Origin of the sequence: Variovorax sp. PBL-H6 (assembly GCF_901827155.1) — a bacterium.
Taxonomy (GTDB): Bacteria; Pseudomonadota; Gammaproteobacteria; order Burkholderiales; family Burkholderiaceae_C; genus Variovorax.
Genome location: NZ_LR594660.1, coordinates 431,773 through 450,225 on the forward strand (window position 1 = coordinate 431,773; position 18,453 = coordinate 450,225).

General features: G+C 62.3%; 24 protein-coding genes. 16 read left to right on the top strand and 8 right to left on the bottom strand.

The window, feature by feature from the left end; all coding sequences use genetic code 11:
* Window positions 1-88 precede the first annotated feature (88 nt).
* From G3W89_RS30485 to G3W89_RS30520, 8 genes are all read left to right on the top strand, one after another.
* Entirely contained in the window at window positions 89-2,317 is a 2,229-nt protein-coding gene (locus G3W89_RS30485; protein WP_162570873.1) for an RING finger family 4 domain-containing protein, read from the top strand.
* A gap of 52 nt (window positions 2,318-2,369) precedes the next feature.
* A complete protein-coding gene (locus G3W89_RS30490) occupies window positions 2,370-2,651 on the top strand; it encodes a hypothetical protein (RefSeq protein ID WP_162570872.1) in 282 nt (93 codons plus the stop codon).
* A gap of 585 nt (window positions 2,652-3,236) precedes the next feature.
* Window positions 3,237-3,518, top strand: coding sequence for a hypothetical protein (locus G3W89_RS30495; RefSeq protein WP_162570871.1), 282 nt, complete (start codon window positions 3,237-3,239; stop codon window positions 3,516-3,518).
* Window positions 3,519-3,687: 169 nt separating this feature from the next.
* Window positions 3,688-4,752 (top strand): hypothetical protein, encoded by a 1,065-nt coding sequence (locus tag G3W89_RS30500; RefSeq protein WP_162570870.1) that lies wholly within the window; start codon window positions 3,688-3,690, stop codon window positions 4,750-4,752.
* 32 nt (window positions 4,753-4,784) lie between these two features.
* Window positions 4,785-5,300: a hypothetical protein gene (locus G3W89_RS30505; protein WP_162577730.1), complete on the top strand. Its 516-nt coding sequence runs from the start codon at window positions 4,785-4,787 to the stop codon at window positions 5,298-5,300.
* 128 nt (window positions 5,301-5,428) lie between these two features.
* Window positions 5,429-6,211: a hypothetical protein gene (locus G3W89_RS30510; protein WP_162570868.1), complete on the top strand. Its 783-nt coding sequence runs from the start codon at window positions 5,429-5,431 to the stop codon at window positions 6,209-6,211.
* 126 nt (window positions 6,212-6,337) lie between these two features.
* Window positions 6,338-6,835 carry a hypothetical protein gene (locus tag G3W89_RS30515; RefSeq protein WP_162570867.1) on the top strand — a complete coding sequence of 166 codons (498 nt, stop codon included), beginning with the start codon at window positions 6,338-6,340 and terminating at the stop codon, window positions 6,833-6,835.
* 83 nt (window positions 6,836-6,918) lie between these two features.
* Window positions 6,919-7,896: a DUF2628 domain-containing protein gene (locus tag G3W89_RS30520; RefSeq protein ID WP_162570866.1), complete on the top strand. Its 978-nt coding sequence runs from the start codon at window positions 6,919-6,921 to the stop codon at window positions 7,894-7,896.
* Window positions 7,897-7,926: 30 nt separating this feature from the next.
* On the opposite strand, the gene G3W89_RS30525 is transcribed toward G3W89_RS30520, so the two are convergent.
* Together G3W89_RS30525 and G3W89_RS30530 are read right to left on the bottom strand one after the other, a co-directional pair.
* On the bottom strand, window positions 7,927-8,199 hold the full coding sequence (locus G3W89_RS30525) for a hypothetical protein (protein WP_162570865.1): 273 nt from the start codon (window positions 8,197-8,199) through the stop codon (window positions 7,927-7,929).
* Window positions 8,200-8,590: 391 nt separating this feature from the next.
* Window positions 8,591-8,827 carry a hypothetical protein gene (locus G3W89_RS30530; protein ID WP_162570864.1) on the bottom strand — a complete coding sequence of 79 codons (237 nt, stop codon included), beginning with the start codon at window positions 8,825-8,827 and terminating at the stop codon, window positions 8,591-8,593.
* A gap of 220 nt (window positions 8,828-9,047) precedes the next feature.
* On the opposite strand from G3W89_RS30530, the gene G3W89_RS30535 reads away from it, so the two are divergent.
* A complete protein-coding gene (locus tag G3W89_RS30535; RefSeq protein ID WP_162570863.1) occupies window positions 9,048-9,602 on the top strand; it encodes a hypothetical protein in 555 nt (184 codons plus the stop codon).
* A gap of 172 nt (window positions 9,603-9,774) precedes the next feature.
* Here the strand turns inward: G3W89_RS30535 and G3W89_RS30540 are convergent, their stop codons facing one another.
* Window positions 9,775-10,719 (bottom strand): hypothetical protein, encoded by a 945-nt coding sequence (locus G3W89_RS30540; protein WP_162570862.1) that lies wholly within the window; start codon window positions 10,717-10,719, stop codon window positions 9,775-9,777.
* A gap of 124 nt (window positions 10,720-10,843) precedes the next feature.
* On the opposite strand from G3W89_RS30540, the gene G3W89_RS30545 reads away from it, so the two are divergent.
* The 3 genes from G3W89_RS30545 (at window position 10,844) to G3W89_RS30555 (ending at window position 12,277) form a co-directional block, all read left to right on the top strand.
* On the top strand, window positions 10,844-11,242 hold the full coding sequence (locus tag G3W89_RS30545) for a hypothetical protein (protein WP_162570861.1): 399 nt from the start codon (window positions 10,844-10,846) through the stop codon (window positions 11,240-11,242).
* Window positions 11,243-11,296: 54 nt separating this feature from the next.
* Complete coding sequence (locus G3W89_RS30550; RefSeq protein ID WP_162570860.1) at window positions 11,297-11,902, top strand: hypothetical protein; 606 nt, start codon at window positions 11,297-11,299, stop codon at window positions 11,900-11,902.
* A 141-nt stretch (window positions 11,903-12,043) separates the two neighbouring features.
* Window positions 12,044-12,277, top strand: coding sequence for a hypothetical protein (locus G3W89_RS30555; protein ID WP_162570859.1), 234 nt, complete (start codon window positions 12,044-12,046; stop codon window positions 12,275-12,277).
* Between the two features lie 436 nt (window positions 12,278-12,713).
* Here G3W89_RS30555 and G3W89_RS30560 read toward each other — a convergent pair whose 3' ends face one another.
* Together G3W89_RS30560 and G3W89_RS30565 are read right to left on the bottom strand one after the other, a co-directional pair.
* A complete protein-coding gene (locus G3W89_RS30560; protein WP_162577731.1) occupies window positions 12,714-13,265 on the bottom strand; it encodes a hypothetical protein in 552 nt (183 codons plus the stop codon).
* Window positions 13,266-13,385: 120 nt separating this feature from the next.
* Window positions 13,386-13,910 carry a YgjV family protein gene (locus G3W89_RS30565; protein WP_162570857.1) on the bottom strand — a complete coding sequence of 175 codons (525 nt, stop codon included), beginning with the start codon at window positions 13,908-13,910 and terminating at the stop codon, window positions 13,386-13,388.
* A 188-nt stretch (window positions 13,911-14,098) separates the two neighbouring features.
* Between G3W89_RS30565 and G3W89_RS30570 the strand changes: the two genes are divergently transcribed.
* Complete coding sequence (locus G3W89_RS30570) at window positions 14,099-14,425, top strand: hypothetical protein (protein WP_162570856.1); 327 nt, start codon at window positions 14,099-14,101, stop codon at window positions 14,423-14,425.
* A 25-nt stretch (window positions 14,426-14,450) separates the two neighbouring features.
* On the opposite strand, the gene G3W89_RS30575 is transcribed toward G3W89_RS30570, so the two are convergent.
* Window positions 14,451-15,368 (bottom strand): SLATT domain-containing protein, encoded by a 918-nt coding sequence (locus G3W89_RS30575; RefSeq protein WP_162570855.1) that lies wholly within the window; start codon window positions 15,366-15,368, stop codon window positions 14,451-14,453.
* A gap of 162 nt (window positions 15,369-15,530) precedes the next feature.
* Here G3W89_RS30575 and G3W89_RS30580 point away from each other — a divergent pair, with 162 nt between their 5' ends.
* Complete coding sequence (locus G3W89_RS30580; RefSeq protein ID WP_162570854.1) at window positions 15,531-15,686, top strand: hypothetical protein; 156 nt, start codon at window positions 15,531-15,533, stop codon at window positions 15,684-15,686.
* Between the two features lie 190 nt (window positions 15,687-15,876).
* On the opposite strand, the gene G3W89_RS30585 is transcribed toward G3W89_RS30580, so the two are convergent.
* Window positions 15,877-16,119 carry a hypothetical protein gene (locus G3W89_RS30585; RefSeq protein WP_162577732.1) on the bottom strand — a complete coding sequence of 81 codons (243 nt, stop codon included), beginning with the start codon at window positions 16,117-16,119 and terminating at the stop codon, window positions 15,877-15,879.
* A gap of 142 nt (window positions 16,120-16,261) precedes the next feature.
* Window positions 16,262-17,119, bottom strand: a complete 858-nt coding sequence (locus G3W89_RS30590) for an SH3 domain-containing protein (protein WP_162570852.1) — start codon at window positions 17,117-17,119, stop codon at window positions 16,262-16,264.
* Window positions 17,120-17,381: 262 nt separating this feature from the next.
* On the opposite strand from G3W89_RS30590, the gene G3W89_RS30595 reads away from it, so the two are divergent.
* Entirely contained in the window at window positions 17,382-17,870 is a 489-nt protein-coding gene (locus tag G3W89_RS30595; protein WP_162577733.1) for a hypothetical protein, read from the top strand.
* A gap of 116 nt (window positions 17,871-17,986) precedes the next feature.
* Window positions 17,987-18,349: a hypothetical protein gene (locus tag G3W89_RS30600; protein ID WP_162570850.1), complete on the top strand. Its 363-nt coding sequence runs from the start codon at window positions 17,987-17,989 to the stop codon at window positions 18,347-18,349.
* The last annotated feature ends 104 nt before the right edge of the window (window positions 18,350-18,453 follow it).

Below are 18,453 nucleotides of genomic sequence, written 5' to 3' on the forward strand. Positions count from 1 at the left end.
CGTTCGCTGGGCGTGCTGGCACGGGCATTGCAATGAATCGGATATAGGGCAGCCCTCAGTGCAGCCTTCACAACACACCGAGCAAGCTATGAATTCCTTTGCCAACAACACTGTCGTCCAATCCTTCCTGCTGCGCGAGAAGCGCAAGGTGTTCCTGTCTGTCGATGCTGCCGCTCTGAACGGCAGCGCGGTTACGCTCATCCCGGCAGTGCTGGCAGATGTGGGCCAGCTGGGCTTCACCCTGGACGGTGAGCTGTGCGCACTGCTGCGCAAGCTTGATGTCGCAGGCCTGAAGGCGTTCCATGGTCGCCTGGTGGCTATCCTCCGCGAGGCAGTCGGCGCGCAGGTGAAGTACCGCCCGCTCTTCAAGAACTTCCCGCATGACGTGCCGGACACGTTCGACTACTTCGTCCGTCGGTTCATGGGCTACGCCGAGTCGGCCCTGGGCCCGATTCTGGGTGGCCAGTACACGGCGCTCTCTTGCGGTCACCTGGTGAACCACCGGCTGTTCGACCTGGAGAAGTTCGGTGCGTGCCCGATTTGCCAGCATCAGGTGCCGGAAATCAACGTCGAGCAGACGAACGTCGTGCCGCTGGACGAGCTCACCCCGCTGAAGCTCCTCGGCCTGGCTACCGAAGAACACGTTTTCCAGGCGTTCGACAACGTCGTACGGTCGCGCACGTCCCTTTCCGAGTCGTACAAAGGCTTCGTGTCGGCGGTCATCGGGCTGCAGGCTGACGCCGTCGTACGCCGGTTGCCGGATGAAATGGCATTCAAGGAGACCGCGACCTTCGTGACCGCGGGCCTGCTGAAGCAGGGTGTGGAGCGTGCCCACCTGCTGCGCTTTCTGAAGACCCCGACGGACGTGCTCCGCCTGGCGGTCGCGCTGTGCGGGGGCGACGTGTCGCTCAAGGAAGTGACGCGCTTCAAGCTGAACAACGGTCAGCGCCAGTTCTTGATGGCAGCGTTCAATGCGCTCAAGCAAGCCGATGCGTACGTGCTCGAGGAGATGCTCGGCTACCGCGGCCGCTGGCTGCGCCTGGGTGAAGTGCTGCACGTCGGCCAGTTCAAGGCGCGGTTCCCGAAGGCATGGGCGTGCTTTGACGCCCTGCGCAATCGCGAGGACGACATCACGACTCACGCGTCGCGGGTGGAGAAGCTGCTCGTGCACTCGAACCTGTACAAGCAGGAGGCGCGCTTCGCCCTGCTCGAAACGCTGGCGCAGCGCCCGGGTGAGCTTGCTCGCAAGCTTGACGCGCTGCTCAGCCGCGGCCTGCCGTTCGAGGAGGTGCTTGGCGCACTCCGCGTGGAGTCCGTCAGCACGACCATCCTGTTGACGCTCCTGGCGCACTTCCGCCAGCGTGCGGCCAAGTCGGAGTTCCGGGCCTTCATGCCGAAGGGCTCCGTGGCCAAGATGTACATCGTCGATGGGGATGGACGCAAGCCGTTGGCCGCGGAGGCGCGCTTCGCCGTGCTGGACCTTGTCGACAAGGAGCTGCGTCGTCGCTTTGCTGAGCGCAAGGCGCTCGGGAAGGTTTTCGTGGACGAGGCTCTGGAAGCAGTGCTGGTGCCGTTTTCCCAGCGCAGCGCGTCGTCCGGCATGTCCCCGATGACCCGCGGCTCGCGTGTCGCACTGGAGTCGTCCAAGGGAATCGTGCGCCTGTTCATGCACTGGGCGGGCCCGCACATCGACGTCGACCTGTCCTGCGCGCTCTACGATGAGCACTGGAACAAGAAGGACCACCTGTCCTGGACCAACGTGCGGTCGTACGGCCGTAGCGCCCACTCCGGTGACCTGCGCTCCGGTTCCGGGCCGGAAGGGGCTTGCGAGTTCATTGACCTGGACCTGGCGGCGCTCAAGGTGCAAGGCGTGCGCTACGCCGCGGTTACGGTGTTCTCGTACACGGGGCAGAGCTTCGACACCTTCCCGTGCTTCGCCGGGTTCATGGAGCGTGAGGATGCCACCAAGGGTGCCAACTTCGAGCCGAAGACTGTGAAGCACAAGTTTTCCGTGAACGGAGCGATGGTCATCATGGTGCCGATGGTCGTTGACCTGGCGACCTGCCAGGTGGTGTGGGCGGACTTGTCCCTCAAGGGACGCAACATGTACAACACCGTGGAGTCGGCCGGCGGCCGGGCGGTGAAGCAGCTGAAGGCGGTCATCGCCATGCAGGACCAGCGGGTGAGCCTCAAGGAGCTCTTCGAACTCCATGGTCAGGCGCGCGGGGAGCTTGTCTCGACGCGCGAAGAGGCCGACCTGGTCCTGGACGAGCGCAAGCTCAATGAGCTCGACGAGGTCGTGGCGGACTGGCTGTAAACAAATGAGGGCGGCGTGGAAGCATGCCGCCCTCGAGCAAGAGAGAACTACCGTGCTAATCGAAGAAGTTTGGGAGCAGCTGCGGCGCTACGGCGAGGAGATGGACCTGACAGGCGCCTTGACCCTGCAGCAGCTCATCGACTCCCACCGGTCCTTACGCGCGGCCGCATCGCAGTCGAACGACGAGCGTCGCCAAGTGATTGGCGATGCGCGCAACCGTGCCATCGAAGCGGCCAAGCAGGAGGTCCTCCATGGCGAATACGTGAGCATGCAGCGGCTCAGCACCATGACGGTTGGCGAAATCGGTCGCCTTGTGCACGACTATCCAAGGTGAGCCTTAAACTATTTCAAGCAACAGGCTCAAAAGTATAAAAACTTCATGCTATAATGTTTGTGTGACTGCTATCTGATGGCCTTCCTTCTAAATTCTTTTGGTTGAAACTTAGGCCCCGGAATTCCAGTCGTATCTTCGACAGCCATGTGGCCGCCTTCCTTCTAACTCACACTTCGAAATTTAGGCGCTGCGATTTCTGTCACCCTACTACCGAAGGCCTGCTGCAGCGATGCGAGCAGGCTTTTTCGTGTCAGCCGCAGCTGTCGTTCTGCGAACTCCCGTGCCGCGGTCGACTCCGGGATGATTGGTACGTCGCCGACCCGTTCGGCTCCGTCACTCCGTCAAACGGTTTGCCAATGGACCATGGCTCTGGGCTCGCCGTTCACGGGAACGTGTTCGGGACGAACGGATTGGACTTTTAGGCCTGGCGCGAGGCGCTTCGCCCGATGCAGGGTGAGCGCGCGGCCCCCGCGGCCAAGGCCGGCCTATTCAAGCTTTGACGGCACGGTCGAGCTCCCGGGCCTGCGACCGTTTCCTATACCGGGTACAGGCCTCCCTTAAACTCCGGACCAATACCTTCGACCAATGAAATTCGGCACTACTCCAATCCCCGAGCAGCTCTTCGACCTCGCTCGAGAGCGCCTCCTCGGGAACGCGACATCTACACCAGATGAAGTGCGACAGCACCTGCTGAAGCACGGCGGCCTATGGCTCCAACGGACGAACCCCCTCCCCGCCAACCATGCCATCATCGCCAGTCGAGTGTTTGACGCAGTTCGCCGGGAATTGGTAGCCAAAGGCGAAATCAAGCAGTTCAAGCGCGGCTTGTGGGCAACTACCAAGTTCATGGACGCCGCCGAGTCATAGAGAACTCCTTTTTCGCACGCCCTTCGCGGACCTCTTGGTCTTCGAAGGGCGTTTCGCTTCTCGCGGGCCTAAACCAGTCTAATATAATGCTGGTGGCCTAAAACAATCTTTGCTAAAATCCGCGCCCCAAATTACTTAAAATAAGCGCCAATTCCGCGCCGACCGCCCAATGAACGACAAAGAGCTTATCAGGAGCCTCAACGCAATCGCCCAAGGTGCGTCGGCCCTTCGAGGGCCTGTCGGGCGAGAGATTTTCCGGCTCTTGGCTCGCAACGAGAGCACCCGGATGATGACGCTGGGCGCAGAGGCGGCCCGGCCGGGCAACGACGGTGCGCTCGAAGAGCTCGACGGGATGCTGAGCTCGTCGATGTTCCAGCCGCTTCGTGGAGGCGGGAACAACTACTCCAGCGGCTACGCGCTGGCCGCCCTGGCCACGGTCTTTGCGCGCCCGCGGGGCGTCACGCTCAATCGCTTGAGCGACCCGCGAGCCGTCGCAGCGGACCTGTCGAAGGCGTCGGGCATCTCGCCTGAGCGGCTTGACGTCTTGCCGGGGCACCTGAATGCCGCCAAAGCGTTTGGCTTGTCGCCCACCCTCGCCTTCCAGATTTGCGCGCAGCTGAAGGACGGCCACGTGCAGGAAGCGGAGCCCAATTGCTGGCGCGAAATCGACGAGACGCCTTTTTACGACGAGACGATGCTGCTGGTGCGAGTCAAGGACGGCACGCCTGAAGACCTGGAGAAGCTGCAGGCAAGTCCCCTCAGCTTCGCTGCGGAGTACTCTGACGGTGTGGCCAGCCGGCCGCCGTTGTCTGTTACCCACTCGTGCCTGATGGTTGGCAGCCCCTGGCCCGTGTTGCGCAGCGTCTATCACATCAAGCAGGCGCACACCCTCTCGGTCGCGATGAAGCGCGTGGCGGACGCGACGTACACCGACGAGTCCGAGCTGAGCGCCTACGTCGCGGTGCTAACCGACCGGGCTTCTGGCAAGACCTCTACTCGAGCTGCCATCCACCACCCTTCGCGTGGACTGGTTGCTGGCATCTCTGAGCAGGATATCGACGAGCCCGAGCAGTATGTACTCGTTGCCAACAAGCTTCTGGGGCGCACAGCGGTCCGGCTCTGCGGTGATGCCTTCGCTGCCGACACCATCGATACCGACGGCCCGTACTCGTTCCTGGTGCCCGGCCAAGGCTGGCAGCGCGCGGCCATCACCAACACTGGGCGGGCCGTCTAGCGCCGAAACCCGGTGCAGCAGGCTCCCCGGCGATGACACACTTGCAACGTTCGCACCAACAGGAGTCCGCCCTGCCCCCTCCGCTCGAGATTGCCGCCACGATGCGTCGACTTCTCGTCCAGACGCTCGATATGACGCTGAAGCATCAGCGCACCGATGGCGTCTGCGCGCTCGGGAGCATTTTGCTGCTGGACGCCTTTCACAAGTTCACACCGCACCGCAGTGTCATCCGCGGCGGTGGTGGCGACAACGATGGCGTTCGAGACGTCTCCGGCAACTGGCGAGGACACTACTGGGTCGAGCTGGAAATCGCCGGCGAGCCGACCGTGGCGGACATCACAGCTGACCAGTTCGGCTGGCCAGAAATCATCATCGAGCCTCTCACGTCGCTGCGGGACCGATACCGGGCTGGCGACCAGGCCGAACTGAACCGGCATATCGAATCGGTCCGAGCGTGGCTTGCAGCGGACGAAGGCGACGAGCAGGCCCTGCGGAGCGGTTCTCCTGACCTCGGAGCGGCAGCGCGGCTGCGAAACTCGCGAATATAAGTCAAGCCCCTGTCCGCGGTCGTGAGACTTGCGCAACGCACCCGGAATTGAGCTTCGCTTTATATCGCTCCTTCCGTACCATTCCCCGAATCGCGCCAGCGAGCGGGCGCAGCAAGACGGAGTCGAGGATGAGCAAAGGCATTGAGCGTTTCGAACGATTTTGGCGAGAGCTGGACATGTCACCAAAGTCCTTGTATGTCCACCCCAAGGACGAGCCCCATCTCGAGCCTACAAAGCATCCGCAGTTCCAGCTCCAGGTCCTGCCGATTCCCGTGCTGGGGAACCTGCGGACGGCGGAGGCCGTCATCCTGACGCTTAACGCAGGCTATGGCGACAACGATGAAGCTTGGCGCAAGGCTTGGCCGAAAGAACACGAGGCGATGACTGCAGCACAGAGCGCCAATATCCAGCAGCAGCACACGCCAGGCGGCTATCCGTTTTACGACTTCAATCCGGCCTTTCGCACGCACCCTGGGGTCGCCTATTGGAAGGGTGGCGCAGAGCTGGCAGTAAAGCAGCGGCAGATGGCCAAGCTTCGTGGTGTGGCCACTGAGCTCGGGCAAAACTGGAAGGTACCACTGGAGGAGGTGCACCGAGTACTTGCTCACAAGGTCGCCGTGCTCGAGTGGTGCCCCTACCGGTCGAAGGATTTCACCGCGACGCCAAGCCTGAAGAGGTTGCCAAGCGTGCAGGAGGCGCTGGAGCTCGCCCGCAATCTGGTGCTCGAAAACGAGAAGCTGGTCATCGTGACCCGGCACATCGACGCCTGGGGTTACCAGGGCTCGGCCGATAGCGGAGAGAACCTCGTGGTGTACGACAAGGCCCAGGGGACCTCTGCTTCGTTGACCATGAACAGCGCCGGCGGAAGAGCGCTTCTCCAGAGACTGTTGCGGGCGGGCCCCAAGCTCTAGCTTGCCTCGCGTCGCACGAAGCGTGAAGTTTGTCCGCGAAGGGTGGTGAGGAACCGACGTTTCGGGAACAGCTCCCTCGCTTTGCCTCCGTTTTGCCGGTACAACCGCGGGCGAGGAGAAGAACGAATGAAAACTATCGCAGCGCTGGCGCTGCTCCTGTGCGGAGCCGTGCATGGCCAAACCGTCTATCGATGCGGCAACACCTTTAGCCAGGTGCCCTGCGGCGAGGGACAAACGTCGGTCTACTCGAAGGCCAATGGCGTGAACTCGAACAGCGGCTACGCAGACATCCTGGCCAACCTGGATGAGACCAAGCGCAAGCTTGCCACCAAGATTCCTGACACCAATCCGCCCACGCCGGAGCTGCTGGCTGCCAACAAGGCGAAGTGCAGCGCGGCCGCGCGCGACATGCTCAAGGACCCAGACAGCGCCCGCATGACGGAGACGCAGCGGTTTGGCCCCGCCTACGACTATCACGCCGGCAAGACCCATCCAGGCGTTTCGTATGGGCTCGAAATCAACGCCAAGAACAGCTACGGCGGATACACCGGCAAGAAGCAGTGGTCGTGCGTATTCAGCCCCGACGAGGCGCAGCTGGTGCGTGTGTACCAGGTCACCTCCTGAGCCCGCCCCTTCCCTTAGTTCGAGCCCCTGCCGCCGGGTGCAGCCCTGCGCAGGCAAACCCCTTGTGAAAGACCGACCTGCACATGAATTGCACTGACTGCGGAACCCTCAACCCGGGCTACGCGAACTTTTGCGCTGGCTGCGGAAAACCCGTTCCGGCAACCACACGTGGCCCGCAAGAGCGTTCCCTGGATTTTGGCAAAGCCGCCGAGGCGCCTGCGGCGCCGAGCGCGCAGGCCCGCGACAACGACGCGGAGTTGTACGGCCTGGCCATTGGCCACAAGAATCGGGACTACTACCTGCGCCGTTTCGAGGCCTTCGACCGTGCGGGCACAACCTCGGTCGGTTGGCACTGGCCGGCCTTCTTCTGTACGTTCTGGTGGCTGCTGTACCGCAAGATGTGGGGCAAGGCGGCACTCTACTTCTTCCTGCCGTACCTCTTGGCCATTGCGCTCGGCGGGCTTGCCGCGGTTTCGCCGACTGCGGGAGGCCTGGGCTACGTCGTGTACCTCCTTGGAATCTTCATCGTGCCGCCGCTCATCTCAAATGGTGGCTACTACCGACACTGCCAGCGCCTCGTCGCGAAGGCACGGGCCACGAGCAGCAATCCGCAGGCCCAGGTCGTGCTGGTCGCAAGCAAGGGTGGCACGAGCAACATCGCGCTCATCCTCGCCGTGGTGATGGGCGTGGTGGCCGGTATTGGCATCCTGGCCGCGATTGCCTTGCCGGCATACCAGGACTACACGACGCGCGCCAAGGCGACGAGTGCCTTGATGTACGGCAAAACGGTAGCGGCAGAGGTCGGGTCCTTCTACGAAGCACAGGGGCGGCTGCCAGGCAGCCTGGCCGAGGTGCTCTCCGACACGCGCCCGCCATATGGGCTTAAGGACGTGCAGCTGAACACGTCCAACGGTGTCCTGCAGTTCGTCCTTGCGTCAGGCCCCGCGAATGGGCGCACCTTCCAGCTCATCCCGTCGGCGGACGCCGCTGGCCGGGTGACCTGGGTCTGCAAGCCTGTGGACATGAGGCCGAGCTTGCTACCCAGTGAGTGTCGCCGCTGACCCCGCAGGTCGGGAGAGCGCCGCAGGTGTTCAGGTTGCCGGAACTGCGCAAGCGGTGGCGTCTGGCCTGACTTCGACCAGGTCCTCGAAGCGTAGCGACTTGGGCGCTGATTCGGCGATGTTCAAATCGGGAAACGCGAAGGAGTAGTCAACTTCGCCCTGCTGCCATTTGCCGTCCCTGAAGGCGTACTTCAGCACCCAATGTTGGTCGACGTTGCTGCTCAGCTTGTTTGGAACTGTCAGGGCTTTGACGGCCTGCTCGGAGTTGTCAATGTCCGTCGCCTCAAAGTATCTGACATCCATGTATGCCACGTACGGGGATACTAAGGAGTCGGTCCTTTTCACGTCGAAGCTTAGCGATTTCGGGATGAACTTGTTGCGAACCCACTTCCCCGTTGGCGCTTGCCAAACACGTTCTGCTGAACCTCCCAGCACTGCCTGGCACGGTCGCAGAATTTCTTGAAACAGGCCCAGCGGGTCCGAAAGCGGACGCGACGCCACGGGCGCGATGGGCGGCGCTTCCGCTTTCCGGTCACATCCGGCGAGCACTACCGCAAGGCCGAGGGTCGACAGGCTGGCTAAGACCCCGAGGCGCGTAAGGAGCTGACTTGTGTGCATAGGAGCTGATAACGAAAGCGATGGACGAAAGAAGGGCCGGAAAAGTCTCCGGCCCTTTTGAATAGTGGTTGTGCAATCAGCTCCGCAGGTACGCGACGTCCTTGCGCTGATGGAGCTTGCGTGCCTCTTCCACAGTCAGGCCCACAAACTCCGCTTCGGTGAAGGTGAGCTCGTCGGGGTAGAACTGGAAAAGGGAAACTTCCTCGCCAGTCGACAGCTTCGCCGAAACCTTCGGCATGGGGTCGAACATGCCCTCGGGCATCGCACGAGGCATGGCGCTGATGGAGGCGGAAAGGATGGTTGAAGTGGTCACAAATGGCCTTTCGTTGTTGGGTGCAATTCGTGTAGCCAGGCCCCAGGCTCCCCGACCGTCTGCTGCTATCCCAGCCTGATTGTCGCAAACAATCGGCCGATGCCCGGGACGTACGACAGCGGCGAGCGCTGGCGGACGGCTGCCACTAAGGTGCTTCGGTGCGACGCTTGCCCTCTGGCTCGTTCACTGCCACAGTTCGGTCCATTGCGACGGAGGGACTATGGCGGAACCTTGGCTACCGAAGGAAGAGTACATCGCCCTGCGCAAGGAAGTCGAAGGGTGCATGGCCGAACTCGCGCTTACGGAGAGGGCCTGCGTCCTGGGCGTCGTAGCCATCTTTGCGTGGCTTGCAAGCGCAGAGTACCGGTTCGGCTTTGGAGCGCTGGTTTGGATAACGCCCTTCCTTGTCGTAGCCTACGGCATCTGGAAGTCGCACGCCATCTACTCCCATCTCAAGCTGCTTGGCGGCTATCTTCGTCTCCTCGAACTGGAGGCCTATCCCATGGATAGCGCGAAGATTGCCGAGGCGCCAGCCAAGCCAACAGCCAAGCCGTCAGCCGAGGAGCTTCAGCATGGACGATGGGAGTCCTATTTCGAGCGACTAGGCAAAGGCAGGCGCACTCGCGTCACCTTCATCGCTTGGGGCGTGTTCGCTCTCGCTACGATTCTTGCGAGCGGGCTCGGCCTCTGGCGCGACTGGGGTCGTTGCTCGGGCGTCATGCTCATTGAATGCCCCACGCCGAGACCGCCCGCCCAGCCGGCACCGCCCCGCTGAAATCGCAGGGGCGGTTCCCTCCCGTGCCCGCCCTGCTGATTTCGCCAGACCTTCGGGTCTGGCGTTTTTCTTTTACTCGGCCCTGGGAAACTTGCCCGGCGCTCGGCTTAGGCCTGCGAGAGGAAGGCCCCTGAGGTTGAACTCAGAGGCCTTGAAAAATCAAACGTTCACGCTATGCGTCGACGCTGATGAGCCGACAGGTGACCTGGAGCTCGACGTCGCCGGCGAATTTGTCATCCCAGCCGTCGTACTGCGCACCGACCGCACGGAACTCGGCGTCCGAGACATCGACCTGGCGGTCAAAGGCCTCGACCAGGTAGTCCTCGAGCGGGGACGGGAAAACCAATGTTTGCAAGGGCACGACCGCGATGAAGGTCACGAGCACGTCCTTGTCCACAAAGGGGCGCCACAGCTCCTCGCGCAGCGGCCAGGCCGCGGACACGGGCATCGGCGAGTTCTCGTCGTATGCGCACAGCTCAACCGGCTCCGGCACCTTCTGCTCGGTCGGCTCGACCACCGCGCGGGTGATGGCAGCGAAGCCGTCCTTCCCGCGCAAGTCCGGAACGTAGTCCTCAGGGACTTCGAACACAGCAAGCATCTCCACGAAGCGGAAGTCGTTGACCAGGAAGGCCTCCGCGTTCCGCGCGCGGGCTTGCATGCTCGCGAGGGTTTCGCCCTCGGGCATGTTGAAGACCTCGAAGGTCCGAGCGGTCGCGTCCAGGTTCGGATTGCCCGCGTAGCGCCTCAGCACCAGCAGCGGCTTGTCCTGTTGAAGGCGCGACCTCAGAGGAGGCGGGGGCGTGTAAGCATAGGCCTCCACCTCTTCCGTGACGGTGCGGCGCACGATTTCCAGGGTGGCTGCCTCGAGTTCGCCGTGGCCCGGGCTGTCGTACGTCGCGTTGTACGACGGCGTGTCGGACTGGAGCACTCGGTGAAGCTTTCGCGCGGTTGGCTGCTCGTAGACCGGGAGCTCCGAATCCATTTGGCCGCAGGCCAGGAAATGGGCGACGGGCTCCGATGCGTATGCCCCCTTCTTGTCCTCAACGTAGTAGCGCACCAGCTGGCCGGTGGTCTTGTCGCGGAGGGCGAAGCGGGAGATGGTTTGTGCAGATTTCATGGTTTAGTGTTTTGAGTTGACCTCCTTCGTATAGGCCCCGGCCCCGACGCTGCCGATACAGCCTGGCCCAGCCTCAGCGTCGTCGGGCACAATTGAACCTCGTTGCTTACAAAATGAAATATCTATGCGCGCCCTCATCGCACCTTTCGTTCTTCTACTTGCTGGCGTTGCGGGCGCAGCCGACAACTCCGCCAGCATCCTTCAAATGTCCGAGAGCGAGCTGGCCGCCGAGACCAAAGCCGGCGTCGACGCTTTCAACAAGGACCTTCCGAGTCGAGTAAACGCGACAACCATCTTGCAAAGCGTCTCGTACACCTCCTTCAACAAGGTGTACATGTATCGCTACGAGACCACGTTTCCGATGGACGAGAAGGCCCAGCGCGCTGCGCTTGTGAAACAGCAGTGCGCATCGCCTAACCTTTCTGCTTTCATGAAGCGGGGCATCACGCTTCGGAGCCTTTACTTCGGTCCGGACCGGAAAATGACAGACATCGAAGTGCGGGCCGCTGACTGCGCCAAGTAACCTCCGCCAAGGCGGCCGAGCGTTGAGCTCCCTCGCCCGGAAAGTGTGCCGACGATGACGAGTGCAACCTTCGACTTCAGTGCTGACCTTCCCTTCCTAGACGCCTACAACGCGCGCCTTGCGCCGGGGTCTGAGTACCGGCTGCGCTCGGAGGTGGCTCCGCTGCTGTACGAGGGGCGCCTGGGCGCTCCGGTCACTTGGCTGCTTTCGAACCCAAGCTATGTGACCACCCCTGGCTACGGGTTCAACCACCCTCCCCCCGTGGTGGACGGCTGGCCTCTGCAGAGCTTGGCACCAGCGTACCGCAACGGGTATGGCCAATGGACCTGGCAGCGCCTGCGCGAGCTCCGGGAGGCTCTGGGGCCCGAGCTTGTGAGCAACAACGTGCTGGCGCTGCAGCTGTGCCCGTGGGCCTCGGAGAACTTCGACCCGAAACTGAAGCTCCCGTCGAGGGCCTACACGCGAGAGCTCGCCTTGCACCAGCTCGCCGCGGGCAGCCATTTCGTACTTGTTCGCAGCGTGGCGGCTTGGTTCGAACTGGTACCGGAGCTCGCCGGCGCCAAGCTCGCGCGCACCGCGAGTCAGCGGTCCGCGCACCTCTCCAAAGGGAACCTAAAGAGTTACTGGGAGGGCGTCCTGCGGGCCGTCCGGGGGTGCTGAGCCCACCTGAGGCCAGGGCCAAATTCCGGCCTAAAGGTTCGGGTTAGGGTTAGCCCGTAAAATCGACCGCGCAGTCCCCGCGGCCTTCAGTCCGCATCGCGCATCGACCTTGCGCCGGCGGCCCTCCTCCATCAGTAGCCCATGAGCGACCTTGCCGCCCGCGACCGGTCAAGCGGTCCTGCTTCCAAGCCATCATCAGCTCGGTCGTCCGTGTCCGGCTACGCCCGCACATCGAGCAAGAGACTACGTGAAGCCGACGAGCTGGCTGTCGTCAAGGAAGGTGAGCGCGTTGCATGGGGCGTATCGCAGCAACTGCGCGAGCGCACAGCTGCACTGGGGCTCACCCGCGTGAGCGTGAGTAGAAGCTGTCTGTGAGCGAGCGGAGGCACGGTCCATGATGCACGTGGCGAGTATCGGTTCCTGCGTGCATTTAAGGGCGAGGCCTTGCCGGACCCGTCAGAACTGATGCTCTTGGCGGCCGCACTGCAGTGCTCCGTTCGAGACTTGTTGGACGGCGTCGACCCCGCCCGAATCGAGGTGCTGCGCCAGGTTCGGGCCTTGAAGCGCGTAGCTCGGATTGCAGAAGAGTTTCCCGACCGGCGGGCCCGCCTAGCGAGCGGGGGGCGTGGCACGGGTACGAACGAGCACGACTTCCGGACCTCGTCAGTAAATTCGTCCCGCCCGCGAACCCGCCCACTTTGGGCGGTCTGCTTCTCGCCTGGGGCATTTGCAGGGCGGGACGCGGGCGGGAACCGCACGGCACTCAGGTCACGACGTGCGCGCCAGGCCGGTTACCCAGGATTTCGGGCGCCTAGTGGGATTTCTTCGCCGGCCCCTTGCGCCGGCGCTTCTTCGGGGTGAACTCCGGCACGACGGCGATGCCGCGTGACCGAAGCGCGCCGTTGGCCCAAGCGAGGTCCTCATCAGTTGCGACGGCTTTCATGCCGGTGCGCGTGAAGTACTCGACGGGCACGTCGATGACCTCGGCCCAATGCGTTATCCCATGGCGGCCGTTCTCTTTAACGGTCGCCAGGACGACCTCGTCGAGTTCGAAGAAGTGCTTGAACAGCTCGTCGGGCGTCATTCGTTCCGCGCGGACGAACATGGCGGCCGCGCGGTCGATGCGCTTGACGCGATGGGCCCTACGCAATCCGTCGCACGTCCCCTTCGTGCAGAGGTGCTTCAGCGCGTCCATGGTGATGCCTACTATTGGCCAAGTGTGCTTGCCGACCGCCGCTGCCTCAAACGCGCGCTGCTTGTTTGACGCCGGGAGGTCACGTACCTCGAATAGCACTTCATAAAGCCGATAAAGGTCAGCCTGAGCTTGCTTGCTCAAACTTTCGTGCCAAGGAATTGTTGCCATGCCTGCACTCTAACTCGGCTGGCGGCAGCCAGAGCGGTTCCGCTTGAGGGCCGAACCCTGCTGCGTGCCGTAGTGCTCGCCTGGCCTATTCGCTTGTGCTTTTCGTCGGCAGGTACGGGCTCAGGCCGCGCCGCCGCCGTCCACCGCGCGGGTGCGCCAAGCGCCGTACAGCGCTGCAGCGCCTGAGGCGGACGTGCCCACCATCTGCCACCACGAGTTATAGGCCCAGGCGTTGTACATCCACAGCGCTGCGACCAGCACCATCACAAGGCGAAGGCCGACGCCGCGCAGATAGAACATTGCCCATGTGCCCAGCAGCGAGCCGGCTGCGGTTGCCAGCGAGGTCCAGCCCTTCCAGGTCAGCGCGCTGGCGACAACGGTAACGGCGACAAAGCTGAGGCATGCAAATAGCCGCGTCCTCGCGCTGCGGGTCTGCACGGCTTCTGCGGAAGCTTGGCGGCCGACCGAGACCGCGCTCAGTGCGGCCGCCGTGTGAGCCCCCAGCAGGAGGTTGTTCACCGCCCAGATGGCAGACGCGATGCCCGTTGACTTGCGAAGAAACTTGTCGCTGGTGCCGACCAGGCTGAGAACAGTCAGCACAAGTGCGACCAAGCCGGTGGCGTTGATGAGGTAAGTGGCGTTCATAGAAAAAGGGGCCTGAGGGTCCGGCCCCGAGAGTGCAGGTAGTGTAGCGGACGCGCTAGGGATTACCCTAAAGGGAAGATATAGCCTTGAGGGATGCGTGACAGAGTTCCTCCTCCTGAGTCGCGGTTCTCCGTAGACTCAACCTCGAAAAGCCCAGAAGCCGTCGACCACCCTAAACAACTATTTCTATGAAACTTGCACTCGTACTCGTCCTTAGCCTGCTCGCCTTGCCGGCAGTGGCCCAGACCCGCTCTTACCAACAAATCGGCGACACGACCTATGGCCCCAACGGCCAGACGTGGCAGCGAATCGGCGACACAACTTATGGGCCGCGGGGGCAGACCTATCAGCAGATAGGCGATACGACGTACGGGCCCAATGGCCAGACGTACCAGCAGATTGGAGACACTACCTACGGGCCGAACGGGCAGACCTGGCAGCAGATTGGTGACACCACCTATGGCCCCAACGGTCGGACGTGCCAACAAATTGGCGACCAAACTTACTGCAACTAGAGAGCTGGCGGGGGAACGGGCTGCGCTAACCCTTCGGCACATTAAGCGTGATGTCCTTCGTCGAGCCGCCCTCAACCTGCACAATGCCGTCCACCCGGACCTCGACATTTTTTTCATCAGTGCCTACAAGCCCGACCTTGTAAGTACCAGGTGCGACGCTCGGGAACACCACGCTTGAGTCGACACCAGTGCGCTTTTCGGTGTGGTCCCCTACGGTGACGACAACCTCGCGTCCCTTTAGACGGTCCGGCGCGCCCGAGAAATTAACCTTTAGGGTTGCGGGGGAGGCGGCTACTGCTGCCTTCCCTGCTGCGGTGATGAGGCTTTGGGTAGCGGTCGTCTGACTAGTAGTGAGCGCTTTCAGCTGGTCGACGGCCTTCACCAGCTCACTACTCCATTTCGACGTTTCGGACTCCATGACCGCGCGCGAGTTTGCCACCATAGTCTTGAGCAGAGTGAGCGCCTTAACCTGCTGGTCGGGGGAGGCCTCGCCTTCCTTGTCCTCCCAGCCAATCCTGCATAGTTGCCAGTCGAATTGGGCAGCGAGCATCTGTGAGTTCAGCTTCATGGCGGCCTCCGTATACCGCACCCACGTACCCGTAAACATCAGGACTTGGTTCGCAGCCAGAAGGAAGGCCGCTAAAGCCGCAAGTGCCAAGGCGAATTGAGCCGGATTGGCGAACTTCAGGCCGAGGAAGCTCGGGGCCCAGTTTTGGTCGGTGAAAGCAAGAAAGGCTGCAAAGCCCAGCAATGCGGTCGACCCAATTAGCGTGACCCGCGAGAGCAAGTAGTAAGCGCGCTTCCTCGGGATGTACCAGTCATGGTCCTTTTGCAGAACCCCCATGACATCACTGTACAACTCGTAGAGGTGCTCCCTTTTAACCGGTTTTCCCTGTTCCGGGAAACGCAAGGTGACTTCGTTCGTTTTTGCCAAGCCGTTCATTCGAGCCTCCAGTCAGGTCGACGGGCGAAGGCGCGCAAGCTTTGACCAGTCCCGGCCATTTTCGACATGCGCTTCCGCGGGACCCGTTTGTTGGAGTTGTCGATTTCAGCGTCCAGGGCGCAGTGTCGATAAGCCGAATAGGCTTGTCAAGGTTCTAGCTCGATGGAGGCCAGCAGCGGCGTTGTCGAAGGCCCGAGCCATGCGGCGAACCGGCGCGACCGGATGTCCGAGCGGCAATGCGTTGGCCAGGAAGACCGCAGCCGTGCTGCCGACAGCCAGGAAGGCGTCGCAAGCCACGGCGGCATCGCGCGCCGCTGACAGCAGGTGCGCATCCAGCGCCTTCCGGCCATACCTTGGCGGCGAGCGCGGTGCGAGCATCATCGCGGTGAACCTGGAGCCCATCGAGCTCGACGAGGTCGCAACGATTGTTCTCCATGGAGCTGCCGAGCTCTTGCTGTCGGAACTGTTGGCCCAGCTCCGTACGCTTTCGGCGTGTCAGCCTGGCCCTCTAGGCGACGCGGCGCTGCCCCGGCTCAGCTCCCGTGTCATGGGCGGCGAGAAGCTCCAACTCTTTGTACAGAATGCCGAACTTCATCTTCGTCTTGATAAGGCTGATGAGTTCATTGTTCCTTGGGCAGGCGACCACGAAGCGGCCATTGAATCCTTCGAGCAGCACGGGGACATACGCGGTGTCAAAGGTGTGCTCGCCGCCGCAGCCGCACTTAAAGCTGTCTCCGTTGAATGTTGCCATATTTCGTCGCACGGGCATTACCCTTCCGCAGGTGCGCTCAAACGTTTGCCGGTCGACTAGTTTCACCATGGGATTCGTTTTCAGGTCAGTTTAGGAAAAAGGGGGGCCGCAGCCGGATAGGCTGCACGCCTCGAAGATTGGGCTAGACCCGGTTGGCCATCAAAACGACGGCCTCTCCGACGACTTTGCCGCCGACGTCGATGCGACGGTTTGGAGTCAAAAATCCGTCCGAGGTCACCTGGTAGCCGGTGGCGTAGACCGAATGCTTGATGTTGCCGCCAATGGCGAGCACCAGGTCCGGGCCGACCGCGACCACGATGTCCGAGTGGCAAGGGGTCTCAGGGTTCTTGGTCGCAGCCTGGAACTGCTGGAAGCTGAACGGCGTGTTGCGCCAGCTGCCGATGATGTCGCCCACCTGGGGCTTGGCCTTGTCGAGGGCAACGCCCCAGAAGGGGGCCGCGGTGTCGCCGCTGGCAGCCTTCCGGATGGAATCCCACATGTACTTCGAGTGCCCGATAGATTCAGGGAAGGCCTTGTACCCCGGAACGGACTTCGCGGCGTTTCGCACCATCAGGGAGATGGCCACGGCGGACCAGGGCATGCCCTGGTCCTTGCCCGTCAAATTCTTGTTGAACGCCTTCCACATCTTGCCCACCATGGTGCTGAACGGCTCGACGTTCTCCTTGCCTTCGCCTTTCCTGAAGAGCAGCCACTGCTCCGCGGCCGTCGCGGCCAGGGCTTCGCGCGCCGGCGACGCGGGGTCCCTCAAGGTAGGCTGTTTGGCCGTGGTCCAGGAGATTCGGGCGTCCGCCAGGCCTTCGACGCAGAAGCCCTCGACGTCCTTGCCGTCAACCTGAGTCTTGACCCGATGCCAGCCTGGCTGACCGCCGTCCAGCAGCTCGACCGACTGGCCGAGCGAGAGCTGGCCGATGGGCTCGTTCCCCTCGGTGCTGGGCGCACTGCGAAGGTTCACGGTTTGGACATTCACAAACTTCTGCATCGAACGCTCCTCCAGCCTTGCCAACAATGGCGCCCAAGTGGACCAGAAACGTTAACTTTTGGCTACACCAATTTGAGGAGGGAGCGCCGCATGCGACCAATTTCCGTTCGTGGGTGCATTGCCATCGTCGGCTCGGACGTCATCTACTAAATGCAACCCGGCGGGCCATCCGTTTTAGGTGGGGACATTTCCCGCCGCAGCTTGTTACACCCTGAAGAACTCACTCGCCGGCGCCTAGCCGGCTTTCTCTTTAGGACATCATGTGATGGAGATGAAAACATGCGGCTGCTGCAAAGTGTGCAAGCCAAAAACTGATTTCTCGGTGAAGAACCGCCAAACCGGGCTGCTGCAGTCCAAGTGCAAGGAATGCACGCGCAGCTACTCGAAGAGCCGCTACGCCGGCAACAAGCAGGACTACGTCGACCGCTCCGCTGTTCGCAAGAAGGTCGTCCGCGCCAGCTTTGTCGCCCAGCGGGACGCCTACCTGGCAGGCTGCACCTGTTCCAAGTGCGGAGGAACTTCACAGCTCCAGCTTGTTGGCAAGGGAAGCGGCAAGTCGGTGCACGAAGTCATTGGCGGGGCTCTCAGCCAGGAGGAGTTCGAGCTGGCGCTGCGCGACAGCTTCGTGCGATGCCTGCCGTGCAACGGCTTGGAGTTTGGGGCGGAGCAAGGCGCAGTCGGCGGCATCATAAAGGCAAACCGACTTCAGCTGGAAGCGCTCATCTCGCTGGAAGAGGTCGCGGAGGCCTGACCCACGCGGCGCGATTAGGTCCGGAGCGTCCCGCCGCCGCCTGGCCGTGCCAAGGGGCGGCGTCGCCGACGTCGCTACACGGAGTAGGTCAACTTTTTTACGAGGTAACTCTCTCCATGAAAACTGTCAACGCTGCCATCGTCCCCAACAGCTGGGCAAGCTACGAACTGAGCGGTCGCCGCTCGATGTTCGATGGTGCTGCCCTCACGGGAATGCTGAAGCGCAACGAGCGTCGGAAGTCCCGCCACGCTTTGAACGCCGAACTCGCAAGTCGTAGCTTGGACGACATCCGTGAGGACTTCCAGCTCCTGAAGATGCCTGCCCCCAAGGCGCGCACGTTCCTCGAGCTGAAAATTCCGCAGTTCCTGCTGGAAAACGTCCCTGCTCCGACCCGGTTCAAGGAGGTCACCGTCGTTCGCAAGCGCGTCTCCCAACGCCGCCCGTCCGTCGAAACCCTCCGAATTCCGGCCGGCTGGTAACCTGGCCATTGCAGGCAACTGCAAGACGCCCAAGTCGAACTTCTGTTCTGCTTCGAAACCACACCCTCACCGGTGTGGTTTTTCTTTGGACGCCTGAACTTAGC